The organism is Arthrobacter sp. Soil762, from assembly GCF_001428335.1.
In the GTDB taxonomy this organism is placed as follows: Bacteria; Actinomycetota; Actinomycetes; order Actinomycetales; family Micrococcaceae; genus Arthrobacter.
Map to the genome: position 1 here is coordinate 441021 of NZ_LMSG01000001.1, position 19371 is coordinate 460391.

Annotated in this window: 18 protein-coding genes, 2 tRNA genes and 1 riboswitch; of the genes, 3 read left to right on the forward strand and 17 right to left on the reverse strand. The window is 65.6% G+C overall.

The window, feature by feature from the left end; all coding sequences use genetic code 11:
* Positions 1 to 4: 4 nt before the first annotated feature.
* Together ASG77_RS02045 and ASG77_RS02050 are read right to left on the reverse strand one after the other, a co-directional pair.
* Positions 5 to 1084, reverse strand: coding sequence for an FAD-dependent oxidoreductase (locus tag ASG77_RS02045; RefSeq protein ID WP_056340521.1), 1080 nt, complete (start codon positions 1082 to 1084; stop codon positions 5 to 7).
* Positions 1085 to 1102: 18 nt separating this feature from the next.
* On the reverse strand, positions 1103 to 1456 hold the full coding sequence (locus tag ASG77_RS02050; protein WP_082575780.1) for a zinc ribbon domain-containing protein YjdM: 354 nt from the start codon (positions 1454 to 1456) through the stop codon (positions 1103 to 1105).
* A gap of 84 nt (positions 1457 to 1540) precedes the next feature.
* On the opposite strand from ASG77_RS02050, the gene ASG77_RS02055 reads away from it, so the two are divergent.
* On the forward strand, positions 1541 to 2860 hold the full coding sequence (locus ASG77_RS02055) for an SAM-dependent methyltransferase (protein ID WP_056340524.1): 1320 nt from the start codon (positions 1541 to 1543) through the stop codon (positions 2858 to 2860).
* A gap of 102 nt (positions 2861 to 2962) precedes the next feature.
* On the opposite strand, the gene ASG77_RS02060 is transcribed toward ASG77_RS02055, so the two are convergent.
* The 13 genes from ASG77_RS02060 to ASG77_RS02120 all read right to left on the reverse strand — a co-directional run bounded on the left by ASG77_RS02060 (position 2963) and on the right by ASG77_RS02120 (position 16288).
* Positions 2963 to 3038 (reverse strand) — tRNA-Ala (locus ASG77_RS02060).
* 143 nt (positions 3039 to 3181) lie between these two features.
* Positions 3182 to 3254, reverse strand: a tRNA-Ala gene (locus ASG77_RS02065).
* A 100-nt stretch (positions 3255 to 3354) separates the two neighbouring features.
* On the reverse strand, positions 3355 to 3756 hold the full coding sequence (gene rsfS, locus ASG77_RS02070; protein WP_056340527.1) for a ribosome silencing factor: 402 nt from the start codon (positions 3754 to 3756) through the stop codon (positions 3355 to 3357).
* Between the two features lie 47 nt (positions 3757 to 3803).
* A complete protein-coding gene (locus ASG77_RS02075; RefSeq protein WP_056340530.1) occupies positions 3804 to 5099 on the reverse strand; it encodes a hypothetical protein in 1296 nt (431 codons plus the stop codon).
* Between the two features lie 7 nt (positions 5100 to 5106).
* Positions 5107 to 5838, reverse strand: coding sequence for a nicotinate-nucleotide adenylyltransferase (gene nadD, locus ASG77_RS02080; protein WP_256468649.1), 732 nt, complete (start codon positions 5836 to 5838; stop codon positions 5107 to 5109).
* Positions 5777 to 6007 carry a hypothetical protein gene (locus ASG77_RS02085; protein ID WP_056340536.1) on the reverse strand — a complete coding sequence of 77 codons (231 nt, stop codon included), beginning with the start codon at positions 6005 to 6007 and terminating at the stop codon, positions 5777 to 5779. The genes nadD and ASG77_RS02085 overlap by 62 nt, the downstream gene beginning before the upstream one ends.
* Before the next feature lie 75 nt (positions 6008 to 6082).
* Positions 6083 to 7435: a glutamate-5-semialdehyde dehydrogenase gene (locus ASG77_RS02090; RefSeq protein WP_056340538.1), complete on the reverse strand. Its 1353-nt coding sequence runs from the start codon at positions 7433 to 7435 to the stop codon at positions 6083 to 6085.
* 26 nt (positions 7436 to 7461) lie between these two features.
* Complete coding sequence (gene proB / locus ASG77_RS02095) at positions 7462 to 8610, reverse strand: glutamate 5-kinase (protein WP_056341544.1); 1149 nt, start codon at positions 8608 to 8610, stop codon at positions 7462 to 7464.
* Positions 8611 to 8620: 10 nt separating this feature from the next.
* On the reverse strand, positions 8621 to 10207 hold the full coding sequence (obgE, locus tag ASG77_RS02100) for a GTPase ObgE (protein WP_056340540.1): 1587 nt from the start codon (positions 10205 to 10207) through the stop codon (positions 8621 to 8623).
* A gap of 116 nt (positions 10208 to 10323) precedes the next feature.
* Positions 10324 to 10587 carry a 50S ribosomal protein L27 gene (rpmA, locus tag ASG77_RS02105; RefSeq protein ID WP_056340543.1) on the reverse strand — a complete coding sequence of 88 codons (264 nt, stop codon included), beginning with the start codon at positions 10585 to 10587 and terminating at the stop codon, positions 10324 to 10326.
* Positions 10588 to 10648: 61 nt separating this feature from the next.
* On the reverse strand, positions 10649 to 10957 hold the full coding sequence (gene rplU / locus ASG77_RS02110; protein WP_018773353.1) for a 50S ribosomal protein L21: 309 nt from the start codon (positions 10955 to 10957) through the stop codon (positions 10649 to 10651).
* A 272-nt stretch (positions 10958 to 11229) separates the two neighbouring features.
* Positions 11230 to 12828 carry a bifunctional hydroxymethylpyrimidine kinase/phosphomethylpyrimidine kinase gene (thiD, locus tag ASG77_RS02115; RefSeq protein WP_156380152.1) on the reverse strand — a complete coding sequence of 533 codons (1599 nt, stop codon included), beginning with the start codon at positions 12826 to 12828 and terminating at the stop codon, positions 11230 to 11232.
* Positions 12811 to 12908: riboswitch (TPP riboswitch) on the reverse strand. It overlaps the preceding gene by 18 nt.
* A gap of 101 nt (positions 12909 to 13009) precedes the next feature.
* Positions 13010 to 16288, reverse strand: coding sequence for an Rne/Rng family ribonuclease (locus ASG77_RS02120; protein WP_056340545.1), 3279 nt, complete (start codon positions 16286 to 16288; stop codon positions 13010 to 13012).
* Between the two features lie 454 nt (positions 16289 to 16742).
* Between ASG77_RS02120 and ASG77_RS02125 the strand changes: the two genes are divergently transcribed.
* Positions 16743 to 17417, forward strand: coding sequence for a vitamin K epoxide reductase family protein (locus ASG77_RS02125; RefSeq protein WP_056340548.1), 675 nt, complete (start codon positions 16743 to 16745; stop codon positions 17415 to 17417).
* Positions 17418 to 17554: 137 nt separating this feature from the next.
* Here ASG77_RS02125 and ndk read toward each other — a convergent pair whose 3' ends face one another.
* A complete protein-coding gene (ndk, locus tag ASG77_RS02130) occupies positions 17555 to 17974 on the reverse strand; it encodes a nucleoside-diphosphate kinase (protein WP_056340550.1) in 420 nt (139 codons plus the stop codon).
* Between the two features lie 211 nt (positions 17975 to 18185).
* On the opposite strand from ndk, the gene ASG77_RS02135 reads away from it, so the two are divergent.
* Positions 18186 to 18923, forward strand: a complete 738-nt coding sequence (locus ASG77_RS02135) for a nuclear transport factor 2 family protein (protein WP_200950612.1) — start codon at positions 18186 to 18188, stop codon at positions 18921 to 18923.
* Here ASG77_RS02135 and ASG77_RS02140 read toward each other — a convergent pair.
* The gene (locus ASG77_RS02140; protein ID WP_056340555.1) at positions 18920 to 19369 is read right to left on the reverse strand and encodes a DUF4233 domain-containing protein; all 450 of its coding nucleotides are present in this window, start codon (positions 19367 to 19369) and stop codon (positions 18920 to 18922) included. The genes ASG77_RS02135 and ASG77_RS02140 overlap by 4 nt on opposite strands.
* Between the last annotated feature and the right edge of the window lie 2 nt (positions 19370 to 19371).

Genomic DNA, 19371 nt, shown 5'->3' on the forward strand with positions numbered 1-19371 from the left:
CTGGTCATGTACTGGTTGTTGATGCGGTTGGTACAAGCGCGGGCAGTTTGAGGATTGCGGTGACGGCCGCCCGGCCCGCCCTGTTGGCGCCGATGGTGGACGACGACGGCCCGTACCCCACCAGATGGACGCGTGGTTCAGCTGCCACCTGGGTCCCTTCCATGGCGATGCCGCCGCCGGGTCCCCGCAGATGCAGCGGCGCCAGGTGTTCGAGCTCGGCACGGAATCCGGTGGCCCACAGAATGACGTCGGCACGGAGCAGGCTCCCGTCGGCGAGCCGGACGCCGTCGGGCTCTATGGCGGTGAACATGGGACGACGGTCCAGCGCACCGCGTTGCGCTGCCGCCCGTAGCGCAGGGGTCCAGATGAGGCCGGTCACGGCCACCACGCTTTGCGGCGGCAGGCCCTGCCGCACGCGTTCCTCCACGAGGGCGACGGCGTTGTGGCCGGCCTGGGCGTCGAATGCCGCGTCACGCCAGTCGGGTTCCCGCCGGGTGAACCAGCTGGTGCTGGTCACCTGCGAGACCTCGTCCAGCAACCCGACGGCGGAAATTCCGCCTCCCACCACGATGACGTGCAGGCCGCGGAACTCCTCGGCGGAGACGTAATCGGCCACGTGCAGTTGCCGGCCCCGGAACGTGGATCGGCCCGGGTAGATGGGCCAGAACGGCCGGGTCCACGTACCGGTTGCGTTGATGACGGCCTTCGCTGACCAGTCGCCGCCGTCGGTGCTGATCCGCAGGCGCCCTGCCGGATCAGCGTCTTCCCTGGCGACGGAGGTGACCTTGACCGGGCGCAGGACCTCAATTCCGAGGTCCCGCTCGTAGCCGGCGAAGTACCGGCTCAGGAACTCCGAGCTGGGTTCCGTGGGATCCACGTCAGGCTTCGCGATGCCGGGAAGGTCACTGATGCCGTTGACCGTGGCCATCACCAGGCTCTTCCAGCGGTGGCGCCAGGCGCCGCCCGGACCGTCCTCCGCGTCGAGGACCCTGTAGGCCAGCGCCCGGCGCTGCAGGTGGTAGGCGGCAGAAAGTCCCGCCTGGCCCGCGCCGATGACCACAACGTCGGTGGTTCCGTAGTCCATGCCCCTGACCGGTTCCGGCTAGACCTTCTTCACCACGGAGGATTTGAGCTGCATCGGCCCCACGCCGTCCACTTTGCAGTCGATGTCGTGGTCGCCCACACCGTCCATGAGCCTGATTCCGCGGACCTTGGTGCCTACCTTGATGACACCGGAGCTGCCCTTGATTTTCAGGTCCTTGATCACCGTGACCGTGTCGCCGTCGGCGAGGATGTTGCCCACTGCATCCTTGATGACCCTCGGCCCGGCCTCTGCCGTGGCCTCCGCCGCCTGGGCGGACCACTCGTGGCCGCATTCCGGGCAGACCAGGAGCGCACCCATCTCGTAGGTGTAGGCGCTGGAGCATTCGGGGCACGGTGGCAATGTCTCATTCACTCCCCCATGATAATCGCGCCACTGCGCTGACAGGCGCGCGCCGGCGTCGTACTGTTGGGCCTAGGCGGACGAAAGGCGAGAACCATGAAAACAGAAAAAGGGGCAGCGTCGCTGCTGGCGAACGCACTGGGCATCGTCCTGGGGACGACGGAGATACCGCTGAGGCTGCGGGCGTGGGACGGGTCCGAGGCGGGGCCGCCCGAGGCCCCGGTCCTCGAATTCAGGTCACGCCGCGCCCTGCGCCGGATCCTGTGGTCGCCGGGGCAGCTCGGGCTCAGCCGCGCCTACGTCGCCGGGGACATCGATGCCCCCGGCGACATCTTTGCAGCCGTCACGGCGCTCAGCTCGGTGGGCAAGTTTTCCGAGCCCGGCCCCTTCCGGCCCCTGACTCCGCGTGAACTGGCCACGCTGGTCAGCACGGCGGTCCGGCTGGGCGCGCTGGGTCCCAACCCTGCTCCGCCGCCGGAGGAGGCCAAGGTCACGCGGAAGGGCCGGCTCCACACCCGGAAGCGCGACGCCGCGGCCATCTCGCACCATTACGACGTCGGCAACGAGTTTTATGCCCTCGTGCTGGGACCCTCAATGGTTTACTCGTGCGCTGTGTGGGCGGATGGACCCGACGGCGGCGGCACCCCTGCCGGCCGGGGCCTTCCGGCGGGACTGGATGACGCGCAGAAGGCCAAGCTGGATCTCGTCTGCCGGAAGCTTGGGCTGAAGCCCGGGATGAGGGTACTGGACGTGGGGTGCGGCTGGGGCAGCTTCGCGTTGCACGCGGCGCAGCATTACGGCGTCTCGGTGGTGGGCGTGACGCTCTCCACCGAACAGGCCGTGCTGGCGCGCAAACGTGCTGCCGACGCCGGGCTGACCGAAAACATCGACATCCGGGTCCAGGATTACCGGGATATCGCCGACGGGCCGTTCGACGCCATCAGCTCCATCGGCATGTCCGAACATGTGGGCCGGGAACAGACACCCCACTATGTCGACGTGCTGCACGGCCTGCTCCGTCCCGGCGGCCGGCTGCTCAACCACGCCATCTCCTGGAACGCCGGCCCCACGAAGCCGGACCCGGATTCGTTCATTCCGCGCTATGTCTTTCCGGACGGCGAGATGATCAGCCTGGGCGAGATGGTCAGTGCGCTGGAATCCGGCGGGTTCGAGGTGCTGGACGTGGAGGCCCTGCGCCAGCACTATGCGCTGACCCTGCGGGCGTGGGTGCGCAGGCTCGAAGAGAACTGGGACGAAGCCGTCCGGCTCACCAGCCTGGGCCGGGCGCGGGTGTGGCGGCTCTACATGGCCTCAAGTGCCCTGGGCTTTGAAACCGGGATCACGGGCGTCAACCAGATCCTCGTCCAGCGTGCCGGCGGGGACGGGCCGCCGCTGCGCCGGAGTGAATGGGTCTAGGCGCTCACTACTCGGCGCCCACTTCTCCGGCTCCCTGCTTGGGAGACAAAAAATGAGCCACCCGACCGGGTGGCTCATTTTTTTGCGGACCTGCGTCCTGTTTGGTGGAGCTGAGGGGACTCGAACCCCTGACCCCCTGCATGCCATGCAGGTGCGCTACCAGCTGCGCCACAGCCCCAAACCTGTGCTCCTCCGCCGTTCAGACCGCCCGAAGCAACCTGATCAGCTTAATAGAAATCTGCGCGCTGCGCCAATCGGGAGGCGCATTTTCCTGCAATAAAAAAATCCGCCGGAATCTTTCGATTCCGGCGGATTATCCGGTGGAGCTGAGGGGACTCGAACCCCTGACCCCCTGCATGCCATGCAGGTGCGCTACCAGCTGCGCCACAGCCCCGGACCTTCGTTACTCCGCGGTCTCCCCGGAGCAACTCAAATATCTTAGACCAGCTTTTCCGAAAATTCCAAATCGGGCATATTCGGGCCAGCAAGGCCTGCTATTCGGAGTCGGAGGCCGCCGTCGCCTTGGCTGAAGCGTCTTCGCCCAGCTGCAGGTCAACTACCGGGCAGTCCTTCCACAGGCGCTCCAGGGCGTAGAAAACGCGGTCCTCTTCATGCTGGACGTGGATGACGATGTCCGAGTAATCCAGAAGTACCCAGCGCCCGCCGGAGCGGCCTTCGCGGCGTACCGGACGGAGGTCCTGCTTGGAAAGTTCTTCTTCGATGCCGTCAACGATGGCGTTGACCTGGCGCTCGCTCGGGGCGGATGCGATGAGGAAGACGTCTGCCAGTGCCAGCCGTTCGCTGACATCGAGGGCCACAATGTCGTGGGCAATCTTGTCCGCGGCTGCCTTGGCGGCTTGGCGGGCAATGGCGATGGATGAATCTGTTGCAGTCATGGGACTCCTTGTAGTTTTCAAAAGCTTCGTAAAAGGGCGTTGCCTGGTCAGCTGGAGATGCCGCTGACGATGAGGATAACGCCGGAAATAAGGGCCACGATCCCAAAAGCCAGGACGAGGACCTGCATAAGCCTGAGCCGCTTCGCACGGGCCAGGCCGGCCGTTGCCGCATCCAGCGGCTCCAGCCCGTGCGCTGACCGTGCCGGGATGCGCGGCAGGTCATCGAACAGATCATCCGGCTCCCCCGCTGGTGTATCGGCCACGACGGGCTGGACGGGGACCACGCGCTTCGGTGCCGCGGCGGCCCTGGCAGCAGCTTCCGCACGGGCGATCACCCGGGAACGGCCCGAAGCGGCCGCCTGCGCAGAACCCGCGGCCGGCTCATTGGACGTAGCGGACGGCCGGCGGCCCTTGCCGCCAGGCCGGACCTTAGGCCCGGCCTGGGTCGCCAACGGCACGTAGGAGGTAGCCGGGGGTTTCATCACAGGATGGTCGACGCCGGGTACCTGCACGAATTCCAGCGGCGTGACCATGGCCAGGTTGTCGGCGGTGGCCGGGCCCGTCTGGGGAACGGATTGGGTGGCCGCGGCCTGCGTATTGGCAGCCTGCGTGGGTACTGATACTGGCTGTGCAGGGGCGGCCTGCTCGGCCAGCTTCCGCTTGGCCATCGCCCGGCGGTTCAGCACCGCAGCGCGCTCGGCCAAGGCGATCTGTTCCGCAAGGATGTCCGGATCGACTGCTTCGGGGTCCAGCGAGGCGATGTGTTCCATCTTGGCCAGCTGGTTCTTGGCCTGCTCGGCAATAAGCGTGCGGGCTGCGAGTGCCTGCTCCACGCTCATGCCAGCCGGAACACCTGCACTGTTCGCCGGCGCGGCGGGCCCGGTATCGGCGGATACACCAGTGTCGTGACCTGGCTTCGCTGGGGCTGGCTTGGCTTGGCCTGGCTTAGGTTGGCTCGGCCCGGATTGGCTCGCCGCAGGTTGGCCTGGCAAGGGCTGCCCCATGGGAGCAGGAATGATGGGATTGGCCGAGGTGACGGCCTGTTCCTTCAGTTGCTGGAGACGCAACTGCCTGCGGGTGGGAGGGCCTCCTGCGGACAGCTGGCCCTCTTTCTCCTCGAGTTCCTTGATGGCACGCAGCGCCGCGCGGTCGCGGGCCCGGATCTGCGAGGACCGCTGCGCTTGGGACTGCTCGGGGACGGAATCCACCGCGGCGTCAGCCGCGCGCCGTTGTTTTGAGGCAGGCGAAACCTGGCCCGGGCCGCTGGACCCGGGAGCCGTGTTCTCATCTCTGGCCTGCCGCAATTCGCGGCGGCTGCGGACGGGGGGCTTTTCCTGACTCATTGAGGACTCATTCAGTACTGGCTGGCTCGTCTGTTTCGGTAGTTCGGACGTCCTCGGGATCTGATCCCTCGGCGTACAGACCATATTTGGCGATGTATTGGACCACTCCGTCCGGCACGAGGTACCAGACGGGGTTGTTCCCGGCTACACGGACACGGCAGTCCGTGGACGAGATGGCCATGGCAGGCACCTCAAGGAGGCTGACGTCCTTGCGGCCCATGCCATCAAGCACATGTCCCGGCCGGGTCACACCGACAAAATGGGCCAGTGACCACAGCTCGTCGATGTCCTTCCAGGACAGAATCTGCGCCAGCGCATCTGCACCGGTAATGAAGAACAGATCCGCATCCGGACGTTGGGTCCGGAGATCCCGCAAGGTATCAATGGTATACGTGCGACCGGGCCGGTCAATATCCACCCTGCTGACGGTGAAGCGGGGGTTCGATGCCGTGGCGATCACCGTCATGAGGTAGCGGTGTTCAGGCTCACTGACCTGCTTGTGCGACTTTTGCCACGGCTGCCCGGTGGGGACAAAGACCACTTCATCCAGGCCGAATTTGGCGGCCACTTCGCTGGCTGCAACAAGGTGGCCGTGGTGGATGGGATCAAACGTCCCGCCCATCACGCCCAGCCGCAGCCGCCTTTGCGCACCGTCACGGTGCAGAACACGGGAAATTTCAGTGGCCTTGGCCGTGGTCGTGCTTGTTGGGGTGCTGGCGGTGCGGATCGGCGTGCTCATCCGTTACGGTGTGCCGGTTGCCCAGGTTCGAGTAGGAGAGCGTAACGAACATCATCACCAGCAGGATGGCGAAAATGGATACGCCGAAGACCCACGGCTCAGCCCAGATCGGAGCGGGTGCGTGTTCTCCGCCTTCGGCAACGGTCATGGCAATCTGCTGGAGCAGCATTTTCTCCCCTAAGGTTCAAGGATGTGGCAGCGGATTGTCCCGCCGTTCCGGACTTCTGTCTATAATACCGCGTTGCTACCCGCGGACCTGGCCCTCGCCCTGCACGATCCACTTGGTCGTGGTGAGTTCGGTCAGTCCCATCGGGCCGCGGGCGTGCAGCTTCTGCGTGGAGATGCCAACCTCGGCACCCAGGCCCAACTCGCCGCCGTCGGTAAACCGCGTGGACGCGTTGACAATGACCGCCGCCGAATCAATCTCCGCAATGAACCGCTCCGCGTTGGCGAGGTCGTTGGTGAGGATCGCTTCGGTGTGGCCCGTGGACCAGGTCCGGATGTGCTTGACGGCGTCATCCAGGCTGTCCACCATTGCGACGGCGAGGTCCAGGTCCATGTACTCGGTTCCCCAATCCTCATCCGTTGCCGGCACGGACTCAACAGATGTAGGCAGCGCCGCACGGATGCGCTCGTCGGCGTGGAGGGTGACCCCGGCGCCGCGCAGCGCGGCGGCGACGGCGGGCAGCACGGTGGACCGCGAATGGACCAGCAGCGTCTCCACGGTGTTGCAGACACTGGGCCGCTGGGTCTTGGCATTCAGCAGGATCTCCACCGCCATGTCCTCACTGGCGGATTCGTCGATGAAGATATGCACGTTGCCCTCGCCGGTCTCGATGACCGGCACGGCGGCGTTCAACACCACGGACTGGATCAGGTCCCGGCCCCCGCGCGGAATCAGGACATCAACCCGGCCGCGGGCCCGCATCAGCGCATTCGCGCCTTCCCGTCCGTACTGGTCCACTGTCTGCACGGCATCGGCGGGAAGCCCCACGCCGTCCAGGGCTTCGCGGAGAACGTGGACCAAGGCGTCGTTAGTGGCGGCAGCGGCGGTGCCGCCGCGGAGGATAACGGCGTTGCCGCTCTTGAGCGCGAGACCGGCGATGTCAACAGTGACGTTGGGCCGGGCCTCGTAAATGGCTGCGACGACACCCATGGGCACGTTGATTTGGCGCAGGCGGAGACCGTTGGGCAGCGTCTGGCCGCGGACCACGTTGCCTACCGGGTCGGGCAGGTTGGCAAGGTTTTCCAGGGCGTCAACGAGCCCGGTAATGCGGGCGTCAGTAAGCGTCAGCCGGTCCAGCATGGCCGCCGAGGTGCCGTTGGCCTTGCCGGCGGCAACATCCTTGGCGTTGGCGGCCAGGATCTGGTCCTTCCGGGCCAGCAGTGCAGCACCGATTGCCCGGAGGCCCCTGTCCTTCAGGGCGCGGTTGGCCCCGGACATCTGGCGGGCAGCCTGCCGTGAGCGGTCAGCGATGATGTGGACGGCTGCCTCAACCTCCGCCGGAGTGGGTGTACTCCCCTGTTCCGGCCCGGAATGAACCGCATTCGAAGCGTTGGAATTGCCAGGGGCTTGGGAAATCAGTGCCTCAGTCATCCTTCCAGTCTAAGCGAGCGGACCGCTCAGACCAGAACCAGGTCATCGATATGGACAACCTCACGGTCGAATCCGCGGCCCAGGGACTCGCCCAGTTCCACTGTGGAGCGGCCCAGCATCTGGGGAAGCTCTTCGGAAGAGTAATTGACCAAACCGCGCGCGATGACGGTACCGTCGCCGGCCACCATCTCGACGGCATCGCCGGCTTCGAAGGTGCCGTCCACCGATGAAATTCCGGCGGGGAGCAGCGAGTTGCGATTGTCCCGCACAGCATGCACGGCGCCGTCGTCAAGAAAGAGCCGGCCCTGGACATGCGCCAGATGGGCGAGCCACATCATCCGCACGGACTTCCGGCCACTGTTGACGGTGAACCAGGTCCCCACGTCCTCACCGGACAGGGCGGCTGCGGCGTTCGCGGTGGAGGTGACCAGCGCCGGGATGCCAGAATCGGCGGCCATGATGGCAGCCTCGACTTTAGTCTGCATTCCGCCGGTGCCTACGCCTGCCTTGCCCGGCTTCCCGATCGTCACTGCCTCAAGATCTTCGGGGCCGTCCACCTGGGAGATGCGCTTGGCGCCCTTGGCGGGCGGGCCGTCGTATATCGAGTCGACGTCGGACAGCAGCAACAGGGCGTCGGCGCGGACCAGATGGGCCACGAGCGCTGAGAGCCTGTCGTTGTCGCCGAAACGGATCTTGTGCGTAGCGACCGTGTCGTTTTCATTGACCACCGGCACTACGCCGAGGTTGAGGAGGCGGTTCAGTGCCCGGAACGCGTTCGCGTGGTGGCTGCGACGCATGAGGTCATCTGCAGTCAGCAGCACCTGGCTGACTGTGACACCGTGGGCGCCGAATGCATGCGTGTAGCGCGCCATGAGCAGGCCCTGGCCCACGCTGGCGGCAGCCTGCTGGGTCGCGAGGTCACGCGGACGCTTCACCAGGCCGAGGGGCGCAAGCCCTGCGGAAATGGCTCCCGAGGAAACCAGGATAATTTCCGTGCCCGCATTATGTTTGGCGGCCAAGACATCTGAGAGGGCGGTCAGGGACTCTTCCGAGATGCCGCCCTTGATGCTGGTCAGCGACGAGGACCCTACTTTCACAACGATCCGGCGGGCCCGGGCGAGCACACTGCGGTCGTCTTTGGGTTCCTCGATGATTACTGCGGAATTTTCGGTCATTTCAGTGGCCTCACTCATCTTCAACGCCCAGTCCACTCTCCTTGACCGGCTTGGCAGCGCGGCGGCCGCTGACCGACTCGGTCCAGATCCCGGCCTTGCGCTCGGCTTCGAGTTCGGCGCGGGCGGCGGCCTTGGCATCCTTGCGTTCCTGCTGCTCGTCACGCTTCTGCCCGCGGGTGGGGCGGTCGCCGACGTCCGCGAAACGGATATCCGTGCCACGCGGTGATGCGAGCATTTCGGCGCCGGCCATCATGGTGGGCTCCCAGTCGAAGACAACGCCGTCATCTTCGCCGATCACGACTGCGTCGCCCGGCTTGGCGCCCTGCTTGAACAGTTCGTTTTCGACGCCGAGCTTGGCCAGGCGGTCGGCGAGGTAGCCGATGGCTTCCTCGTTGGTGAAGTCGGTCTGCTTGACCCAGCGGACAGGCTTGTCGCCAAGGACGCGGAAGAGCGGTTCGAGGTTCTTTTCCTCGCGGCGGATCTTGAAGCCTGCTTCGTTGACGGCGCGGGGCCGCAGAATGGGCGGCTGGACCTTGGGCGGGGCGGCCGCGAGGGCGGCACGGGCGGCCTGCACGATTTCCGCCATGGCGAAGCCCAGCTGGCGGAGACCCTCGTGGCTGGTGGCCGAGATCTCGAAGACCCGGTAGCCGCGTGACTCGAGTTCCGGGCGGACAAATTCAGCCATGTCCTTGCCGTCCGGAAGGTCCACCTTGTTCAAGGCGACCAGGCGCGGACGGTGGTTCAGCGGAACCACTTCGCCGTCGGCACCCGCGAAGCTCATGTCTACGGAGTACTTTTCCAGCTCGGCCTCGATGATGGCCAGGTCTGCCAACGGGTCACGGTCCGATTCCAGCGTGCCGCAGTCCAGTACGTGCACCAGGGCGGCGCAGCGCTCCACGTGGCGCAGGAAGTGGTGGCCAAGGCCCTTGCCTTCGCTGGCACCCTCGATGAGGCCCGGAACGTCTGCAATGGTGAAGCGGACATCGCCCGACTGGACAACACCCAGGTTCGGGATCAGCGTGGTGAAGGGGTAGTCGGCGATCTTGGGCCGCGCAGCGGACATGGCCGCGATCAGGCTGGATTTGCCGGCAGAGGGGAAACCCACCAGCGCGATATCCGCGATGGACTTCAGTTCCAGCACAACGTCACGGGCGTCACCCTCGATGCCCAGCAGGGCGAAGCCCGGGGCACGGCGCTTCTGCGAGGACAGCGAAGCGTTACCCAGGCCGCCCTGGCCGCCGGCGGCCGCCACGTATTCTGCTCCTTCGCCGACCAGGTCTGCCAGGACGGTGCCGTCCTTGGATTTGACCACGGTGCCGTCGGGCACAGGCAGGATGAGGGTCTCGCCATTCTTGCCGCCGCGCCAGTCGCCCATCCCGGACCCGCCGTTGGTGGCGTGGCGGTGCGGGGAGTGGTGGTAGTCGAGCAAGGTAGTGGTCTGGTGGTCAACGCGCAGGATGACGTTGCCGCCGTCGCCGCCGTTACCGCCGTCGGGTCCGCCCAGTGGGATGAACTTCTCCCGGTGGACGGAGACACAGCCGTGGCCGCCGGTACCGCCGGATACGTGCAGTACTACCCGGTCTACAAAGCTCGCCACGTGGATCTCCTCAGTGCTGTTTCCTGGACGCCCAAGGGCGCCAAGACGATTGTAATGCGGTTAAAAGAATAGTGGAGCGGACCAAATGGCCCGCTCCACCGTTTCAGAACTATTTGTTACTCTGCAGCTGCAGCAGCAACGATGTTGACAACGCGGCGACCGCGGCGGGTGCCGAACTGGACGGCTCCCGGGGCCAGTGCGAACAGGGTGTCGTCGCCGCCACGCCCAACGCCGGCGCCCGGGTGGAAGTGGGTGCCACGCTGGCGAACGATGATCTCGCCTGCGGAAACTACCTGGCCGCCGAAGCGCTTGACGCCGAGGTACTGGGCGTTGGAGTCACGACCGTTGCGAGTGGAACTCGCGCCTTTTTTATGTGCCATTTGAAATGCCTGCCTTTAAATTCTGGGGAATCTGCTGAAGAACCTGAACAGTAACGAAGAGTTACTTGATACCCGTGATCTTGACCTTGGTCAATTCCTGACGGTGACCCTGGCGCTTCTTGTAACCGGTCTTGTTCTTGAACTTCTGGATGACGATCTTCGGACCACGGAGGTCTTCGAGGATCTCAGCCGTAACCGTTACCTTGGCCAGGTCCGCAGCAGCAGAGGTGACTTTGTCACCGTCTACCAGGAGCAGTGCGGGCAACTCAAAAGTGCTGCCGGCTCCACCGGGGACGCGGTTCAGGGTAACGAAGTCTCCAACGGAAACCTTCTCTTGGCGGCCGCCTGCGCGGACAATCGCGTACACCACTTGGGAACTCACTTCTCTCGACGTTTATTACTAAATTTGCGTGCTGAACCCGATTCCATAATCGGCTGGGTTCTCGCTGTGCCTCAACGCCGTGGGGTCGTAACCCAAGTGTTGGCGTAAGCACCGAAGATCTAGAATACGCTAATTTTGCCTTCGGCCGCAAATGAGGCTGGTTACGGCAGGTTGTCTGTGATAGGACCCACAAGCGGATACTGCACTGACAATCCGAAACCGTGCCTGACTATCGTACAGGCCACGCGGGCCTCAAACTGTCAGGAATGAATTCGCGGCGCGTCGAAGAATTCCACTTCGAACCGGCACGACTGCCTGAACGCCACCAGCATCGCCGCCCGTTCATCCGCGGAAGCGCTCCGGCCGGCGTCGTCAGCCACAGCGATGGCGTCACGGGTGGCCTGCGCGAAATCCTCGTCAGCATAGGCCCGCAGCCAGTCGGCATAAGGATGCGCTGCAGGGGCGCCGGCAGCCAGGAACTCCGCGTGGAGAGTCTGTCCCACTTCGGCATACAGCCAGAAGCACGGCAGCACGGCCGCCACGAGGACACCGTAGCTGCCGGAGGCCGAGGCAGCCAGCAGGTGGTCCACGTAGGACTTGGTGACAGGTCCCAGGACGGAGTCCACTGTCCTGGTGCTTAGCCACGTGCGGTGCAGTTCGGACTCGACCTCGAGGCATTGCTGGGCCGACTTTGCCCAGAACAGCTGGGCGGCTTCCGTGGGCGCCAGCGCGCTGGCCCGGGCGAGGACCCGCGAATAGCCGTTGAGGTAGATGGCGTCCTGGGCGAGGTAATAGGCGAACTGTTCCTCAGCCAATGTGCCGGCCGCCAGGTCGCGGATGAAATCCAGTCCGTAGATGGCTGCAAGATCCGGCTCCGACGCCCGGCGCAGCGTCTCTGCGAACTCGCCGGCTGCCGGAACCTGTTGCATGTGGTGGAAGTGGTTGATGGGGCCGTTGCCCGCGCCCACCTCAAGTTGGTCAGCGGCCTGCAGCGCGCCCACCAGCCAGGGTTTCACTTGCCGTAATGCGGCTTCCCAATCCCCCAGCCGGGCGTGAGCCGTGGCCATGGCCGACGACAGCGAGCAGCCGGTGCCGTGGCTGTTGCGCGTGGGGATCCTGTCCCCGCTCACTTCCACCACCTCCTGGGCGAGCAGCCCGGCAGCGTTGACCAGGGCATCCGGGCACGCACCGCCGTCGAGATGGCCGCCCTTGACCAGGACGGTGGCACCGGTCGCGGCGGACAACCGCTGCCCCTGCCCGAGCGCGTCGTGCCATTCCCTCGCCTGCGGCTCCCCCACCAGGATGGCCAGTTCGGCCAGGTTGGGGGTGATCAGGTCCGCGAGCGGGAGCAGCTCCCGCAGGGCCGCCTCGGCAGACTCCTGCAGCAGCCGGTCGCCGCTCGTGGCCACCATCACCGGATCAAGAACGACGACGGCGGGACGCACCTTTTCCAGCCAGTCGCGGACCACGCCTATCACCGCAGCGTCGCCCAGCATGCCGATCTTGACCGCATCGATGGTGATGTCATCGCTGATGGCATCGAGCTGCTGGCCCAGGAAGGACGCAGGCGGGACGTGAACCGCCTGGACCCCCTGGGTGTTTTGGACCGTCAGCGCGGTGATGGCCGCCATGCCGTAGCCGCCAAGGGCAGCAATGCTTTTGAGGTCGGCCTGGACGCCCGCGCCCCCTGAAGGGTCCGATCCGGCAATGGACAGCACCCGCGGAACGTCACGCAGCACCCGGACCGCAGAAGAGCGGCCTGATGCGGGCCGGATCTCAGCCCGGGTTGCTGTGGTTTCCGGCAGAGCCGCCGCGGATGTTGCAGGGGGAAGGACAGAAGTTGAAGCCAAAGGAGACATCCCTTCGCCGGTGCTAACCGGACAGGTTCAACGGGTGTGGATCTCAGCCGGCTCTCTGCGCGGCACCCCGTGTCAGTCACCAGCCTAGCGTTCCCCGGGACTTAACGCCGGACGCCCGGACGCAGCCTGTGATTCACAGGCACGTCCGGGCGCCGTTGTCTTGGCTTGCCCTACTGCTTGGTCAGAGCTCCGAGGCCGGAACTCCTACGCCCAGGATGATGGGCGCGTTGGCGGCAACCGGTTTGTCGGCCACAGGAGCCTTGACGGGCTCCGGCGCCTTGGCGGCGTGGGTGTGTCCGGCGGCAGCCACCGGAGCGGCTTCGTGATGTTCTACGGACGTGGCGTTGGCTGCGCCCTGGGCACGGCTGGCACTCCGGTTCCGCCGGGGACGGCGGGCGCGGGGCTCCTCGGTGTGGTCGGAGTAATCCTTCTCCGCCGCGGCTGGCTGCTGCTGGCGGGCAGGTTCGGCCGCCCGGCTTTCAGTTGCCTGGACTGCCGGCGGCGTGCTTTCCGCTACAGGAGCCGGCTCACCAAGGTGGGCGAAGGCCTCCGCGAGGCGGTCAAGTGTCAGGGCAGGTGCGTGCGGCTGGTCATCGTGGTGCGCAACGAACGGAAGCACCACCTGCTCGCCGCCGAATGTCAGCACTGCGGCCGGGCGGCCGTTGGAGTCCGTTTCGGACTGCCCAACCGGAGCCGGCACCGGAGCCGCAGGCTGCCGTCCCGCGGCAGCTGATGCGTGAGCCACCTCGTCGTCATGCAGATGCGCAGCGTGGGCTGCGGCCGCAATGTTCGCAAGCGCTGCCCGCGTGGCCTCCGCCTTCGCATGGCGCTCGGCATCGCTGGCTTCCGGGTGGACCGTGTGGATCTGCACCGGAGCTGCCGGTGCTGTTTCCAGCGCCTGGCCGCCCCGTCCGCGGCGGCGCTTCCGGTCAGTGCGGCCACCCGGCTGGCTGTCCGGGCGCTGGCTGTCAGTCCGCACGCTGTCGGTGCGCTGGGGTTCCGGGCGGCTGTCAACCCGCTGCACGTGGTGCTCAGCGGCTACCGTGTTGGCGCGGCGGTGTTCCACGGGGTCGTCGTGGGTGACGATTCCGCGGCCTGCACAGGTTTCACACTGCTCGCCGAAGACTTCCAGGAGCCCGGTGCCCATGCGCTTGCGCGTCATCTGCACGAGGCCCAGCGAGGTCACTTCGGCCACCTGGTGCTTGGTCCGGTCGCGGCCCAGGCATTCCACCATGCGGCGCAGGACAAGGTCGCGGTTGGATTCGAGGACCATGTCGATGAAGTCGATGACGATGATGCCGCCGATGTCGCGGAGCCGGAGCTGCCGGACCACTTCTTCAGCTGCCTCGAGGTTGTTCTTGGTGACGGTTTCCTCGAGGTTGCCGCCGCTGCCGGTGAACTTGCCGGTATTGACGTCCACCACGGTCATGGCTTCGGTGCGGTCGATCACCAGCGAGCCGCCCGAAGGCAGGAAGACCTTGCGTTCCAGGGCCTTGTGGATCTGCTCATCGATCCGCCACGCAGCGAAGATGTCCTGGTCCTTGGTCCACTTTTCCAGGCGGCCCACGAGATCCGGGGCCACGTAGGTGACGTAGGCCTCGATGGTGTCCCAGGCCTCTTCACCGGAGACGATCAGCTTGGAGAAGTCCTCGTTGAAGACATCACGGACCACCTTGATGGTGAGGTCAGGTTCGCCGTAGAGCAGCTCCGGCGCAAGGATCTTGGTGGACGTGGACTGGCTTTCGATGCCCTCCCACTGCGCGCGCAGCCGGTTGATGTCGTGCGTGAGCTCCTCTTCCGAGGCGCCTTCGGCAGCGGTGCGGACGATGACGCCGGCGTGCTCCGGGAGGCGGTCCTTGAGGATGCGCTTGAGGCGGTTTCGCTCGACGTCGGGCAGTTTGCGGGAGATTCCGGTCATGGAGCCTCCGGGCACATAGACCAGGTAGCGGCCGGGCAGCGAGATCTGGCTGGTCAGGCGTGCACCCTTGTGGCCCACGGGATCCTTGGTGACCTGGACCAGGACGGTGTCGCCGGACTTGAGCGCATTTTCGATCCGGCGCTGCTTGCCTTCGAGGTTAACGGCTTCCCAGTTCACTTCACCGGCGTACAGGACGGCGTTGCGGCCGCGTCCGATGTCAACAAACGCCGCTTCCATGGACGGCAGGACGTTCTGCACCTTGCCGAGGTAAACGTTGCCGATCAGGGAGTCCTGCTGGGTCTTGGAGACAAAGTGCTCGGCCAGGACGCCGTCTTCGAGGACGCCGATCTGGATTCTGTCGTCGCGCTGGCGGACAATCATCTGCCGGTCGACGGATTCACGGCGGGCCAGGAACTCGGCCTCGGTGATGACGGTGCGGCGGCGGCCGGTGTCGCGGGACTCGCGGCGGCGCTGCTTCTTGGCTTCGAGGCGGGTGGAGCCCTTGACGGACGTGACGCGGTTGTTGACCGGCGCTTCGGTCGCGGCGCGCGGTGCGCGGACGCGGGTCACCGTGTTGGGCGGGTCGTCGCCTTCGCCTCCGGTCAGTTCCAGATCCTGGTCGCCACGGCGGCGGCGACGACGACGGCGGGACGTCACGCCCTCATCGGCCCGCCCGGCGGACTCCTCATCTGTTTCTTCGGCTGCGCCTTCGTCGCCTTCGTTATCCCCGTCAGCATCGCTTTCGCCTGTGCGGCTGCGACCACGGCGACCACGGCTGCGGCGCCTGCGGCGGCCGTTGGCGTCGTCCGTTTCGCCTTCTTCGACGTCGTCCTCTTCCGGCTCTTCAACCACGGCAGCAACCGGCGCGGGGCGGACCACCGTGCTGAGGTCGGGGGCCTGGAAAAGCACCGATGTGGTGGACGCCGGCTCAAGGAACAGTGAACTGAACGGGCTGGCAGTCTCAGCAGCAGCTGGCTCTTCAGCCGGCGCGGCGGCAGCGTTGACGGGGGCGACGGCGGCTGCGGGCGCGGTGGCCTCCGATACGGCGACTTCCTCTGCTTCCGGGGCCGGCGTTGCCGCAGTTTCAGGGGCTGCCTGTTCCGGAGCCGTTTGGTCGACGGCCGCGGGAGCGACGTCGGGGGCCGAGGTTTTGCGGGTGGCCACGCGGCGGCGGCGGACAGGCTTGGTCTCCGCTGCAGCCTCAGGGGCTGCGGCCTCGGGTTCGACGGCGGCAGTCCCCACCGCGGCAGTCTCTACGGCGGTCTCGGTAACAACGGCGGCAGGTGCTTCCAGAACCTCAGCAGCGAAGGCCGGCAACGGTTCGGCGGCGACCACCGTCTTACGTGCGCGGGTCCGGCGGACCGGTGCCTTAGGCTCCGGTGCGGCGTCCGTCGCAGCCTCAGTCTCGGCGGCGTCATTCACCGGTGCGGCCTCTGCGGCCTTCGGTACCGCCTTCCGACGTGTCCGGGTGGCCTTCTTGGGCGCTTCCGCAGCCTCGGCGACGGCTTCATCATTAACGGCTGGTGTTTGTTCGTTTTCCATATGTGGCAACACTCCTGCCCCTGACGTACCGCCACATCCGGCACCCATTGGGGCACATATTGTCAAAACCCGCAGGCGTTGACAGAAGTCAAGTGGATACTCCCAGGTTCGCACCGGCAGAGGGGTGCGGCAGCCCGTGGGAGCCGTCGGCTGTGTCCTGAAACCCGTTGTTCTAAACGCCACAACCAGGTGCCGACCAATGGAATTGCGGGAAGCCGGATCAGAGAATCCGAAGCCTGCCCTGCTCATCATTGGCGGTCTTGAAACAAGCCACCGGACCGGAGTCCGAATGTGGGTCGGCCTCCAGCCATGTTCATTCTCTCACACCCGGGCTGAAAGGCGGCGGAACCACGGGCAACGGATCGGTACCTGACGGCGCTGACTGAATGCTGCTTCCAGTCACCGGCGTTACAATCGGGGCAAGGAGCACCCGAAGCAAAGGACGCCACACACCATGCCCAGCATTTCCTCCCACGGCACCGACACGCCGGCTGCCTCCCCTGCGGCGGAGCCGTTTCCCGCCACGCCCGGGACTGTGCCGCCGATGGCACGTAACCGGCCCCTTGGCTGGCTGATGGTAGTCACCGGCGCCATCGGCTGGCTTGCCTCGGGGGCGCTGGTCCTGGAAAAGCTCGCTGTCCTCGAGGATCCGAATCACGTAACGGCCTGCGACGTTAATCCGTGGATCTCCTGCGGTCAGGTCATGCAGACGTGGCAGAGCTCGGCGTTCGGGTTCCCCAACATGTTCATTGGCATCGTTGCGTTCGCCGTCATCATCACCGTGGGCATGGCCCTGCTGTCCGGCGCCACCTTCGCCCGCTGGTACTGGACAGGTCTCCAGGCCGGCGTCACGCTCGGCTTCGCGTTTGTGGTGTGGCTCTGGTCCCAGGCACTTTACGACATCCATATCCTGTGCCCGTTCTGCATGATCGTCTGGGCCGCGATGATCCCGCTCTTCGTCTGGGTAACCATCCGCAACGTCGTCCACGGCGTCATCCCCGTCCCGGCAGGTACTGCACGTGTGCTGGGCGAATCGGGCTGGATCATCACGGCGCTGCTGTACGTGGCGGTCATCGCCAGCATCTTCTTCGCCTTCATCCAGGTGTTTGCGGGAACCTCGGGCTTCTGACGCGAGCCCCGCACAAACGCACAACAGGCGCCAACGGACAAGCGCGAACGGACACTGGAGGCCCCGGTTTCCCGGGGCCTCAAGTGTCCGTTCGCACTGTGGACTCAGGTGTCCGTTAGCGCAGATCGCGGTGGACGTTAGTCCTGGAACCAGATCTTGATTTCGCGCTCGGCCGAGTCCACGGAGTCGGAGCCGTGGACCAGGTTCTGCTGGACCTTCAGGCCCCAGTCGCGGCCGAAATCGCCACGGATGGTGCCTGGAGCCGCGGTGGTGGGATCGGTGGTGCCTGCCAGGGACCGGAAGCCTTCGATGACGCGGTGGCCTTCGAAGATCGCGGCCACCACCGGTCCGCTGAGCATGAATTCAACGAGGGGCTCGTAAAACGGCTTGCCCATGTGCTCTTCGTAGTGCTGCTCCAGCAGTTCCCGGCTGGCGTCAACCTTCTTCAGTTCAGCGAGGGTGTAGCCTTTGGCCTCAATACGGCCCAGGATGGCGCCGCTGAGGTTGCGGGCAACGCCGTCGGGCTTGATCAGTACCAGGGTGCGCTCAATGGTCATAGCTGCTCCAATGCGTAATGGGTGGGTTTCCCACCAGTTTACGGGGTTTAGACAGCACCATGGGACGGGTTGTGACCCTTGAAGGTCCCAGCCGGATGCCCCCTTGTCTTCCCGCCCGCAACTGGACACACTGAAAGGTGGCCGCGCCAACAGCCGTCTACGGCCGGATGCGAGAGAGAGGACGCCGACGATGGACAACAAGGAGCTTGTAATGAAAGCGGGGAGCGAGCTTTTCATTGACCGCGACTTGGGGGCGGTGGACCGATGGTGGGCAACGGACTACCGCCAGCACAGCGCCATGGTCGCCGACGGACCGGGGGCGTTGCGCGGTCTGGTGGCCGGCCTGCCCGAAGGGTTCCGCTTTGAACCGGCCAGGATGCTTGCCGACGGTGATCTGGTCGCAGTGCACTGTGTCTACCACGGCTTCGGGCCGGATCCGCTCGTGGCGTTCGACCTGTTCCGTGTCGCGGACGGCCGGATCGCCGAGCACTGGGACGCGCTCCAGCCGGCAATTCCCAGCACCGCCAGCGGCCGGAGCCAGGTCGACGGTCCGGCCGAAGTCACCGCACCGGAACAGACTGAGGCGAGCCGCGCCGTCGTCGTGGGTTTCGTCGAAGCGGTCCTTAAAGGCGGGCAAGTCGACCGGATCACGGAGTTCATCAGCACGGAGCAGTACGACCAGCACAACCCCGGCGTCGCTGACGGCCTGGACGGGCTGGGTGCGGCGTTGAAGTCGTGGGGTGAACAGGGCATCACGATGCAGTACGACACCTTGTACCGTTCAGTCGCCGAGGGCGAGTTCGTGCTGACCCAGTCCGAGGGGCGGCTGGGCGGCAAACCCACCGCGTTCTACGATCTGTTCCGGGTCGACGGAGGCAAGATCGTCGAGCACTGGGATGTCGTGGCGGACATTCCGGAGTCATTGCCCCACGGCAACGGCCTCTTCTAGTCCGTTTGGCCACCCTCCGCCCCGTGCGACGCGTTCCACTCGGCCTGTTCGCGTTCGCGCTTTGCGGCTTCTGAATCGATCCGGATGCCGGTGCGGATTCCGTACCACCAGGCCAGGCCGAACAGCGCGCCAACCAGGAACATCATGGGCTCAACGATGCCGGTAAGGATCAGCACAATCTGCAGGATCCAGCCCAGTCCCACGCCCCAAGGCTTGGACAGCACCGCGCAGGCCAGGATCATCACTACGCTCAGTGCGATGCCGATGCCCAGGATCAGCGCCGGCGGAAACTCGCCGCGCCTGAGTCCAAAGACGGCCAGTGTTGCGAAAAAGACCACAAACGCTTCAAGCAGCAGGACGGTGGAGGCAAACATCACCTTGGTGGACCGGCGCTTCTTGGGCATTCCCGGGCGCCATTCGCGCTGCGCTTTGGTCAGCTTCGCCACGG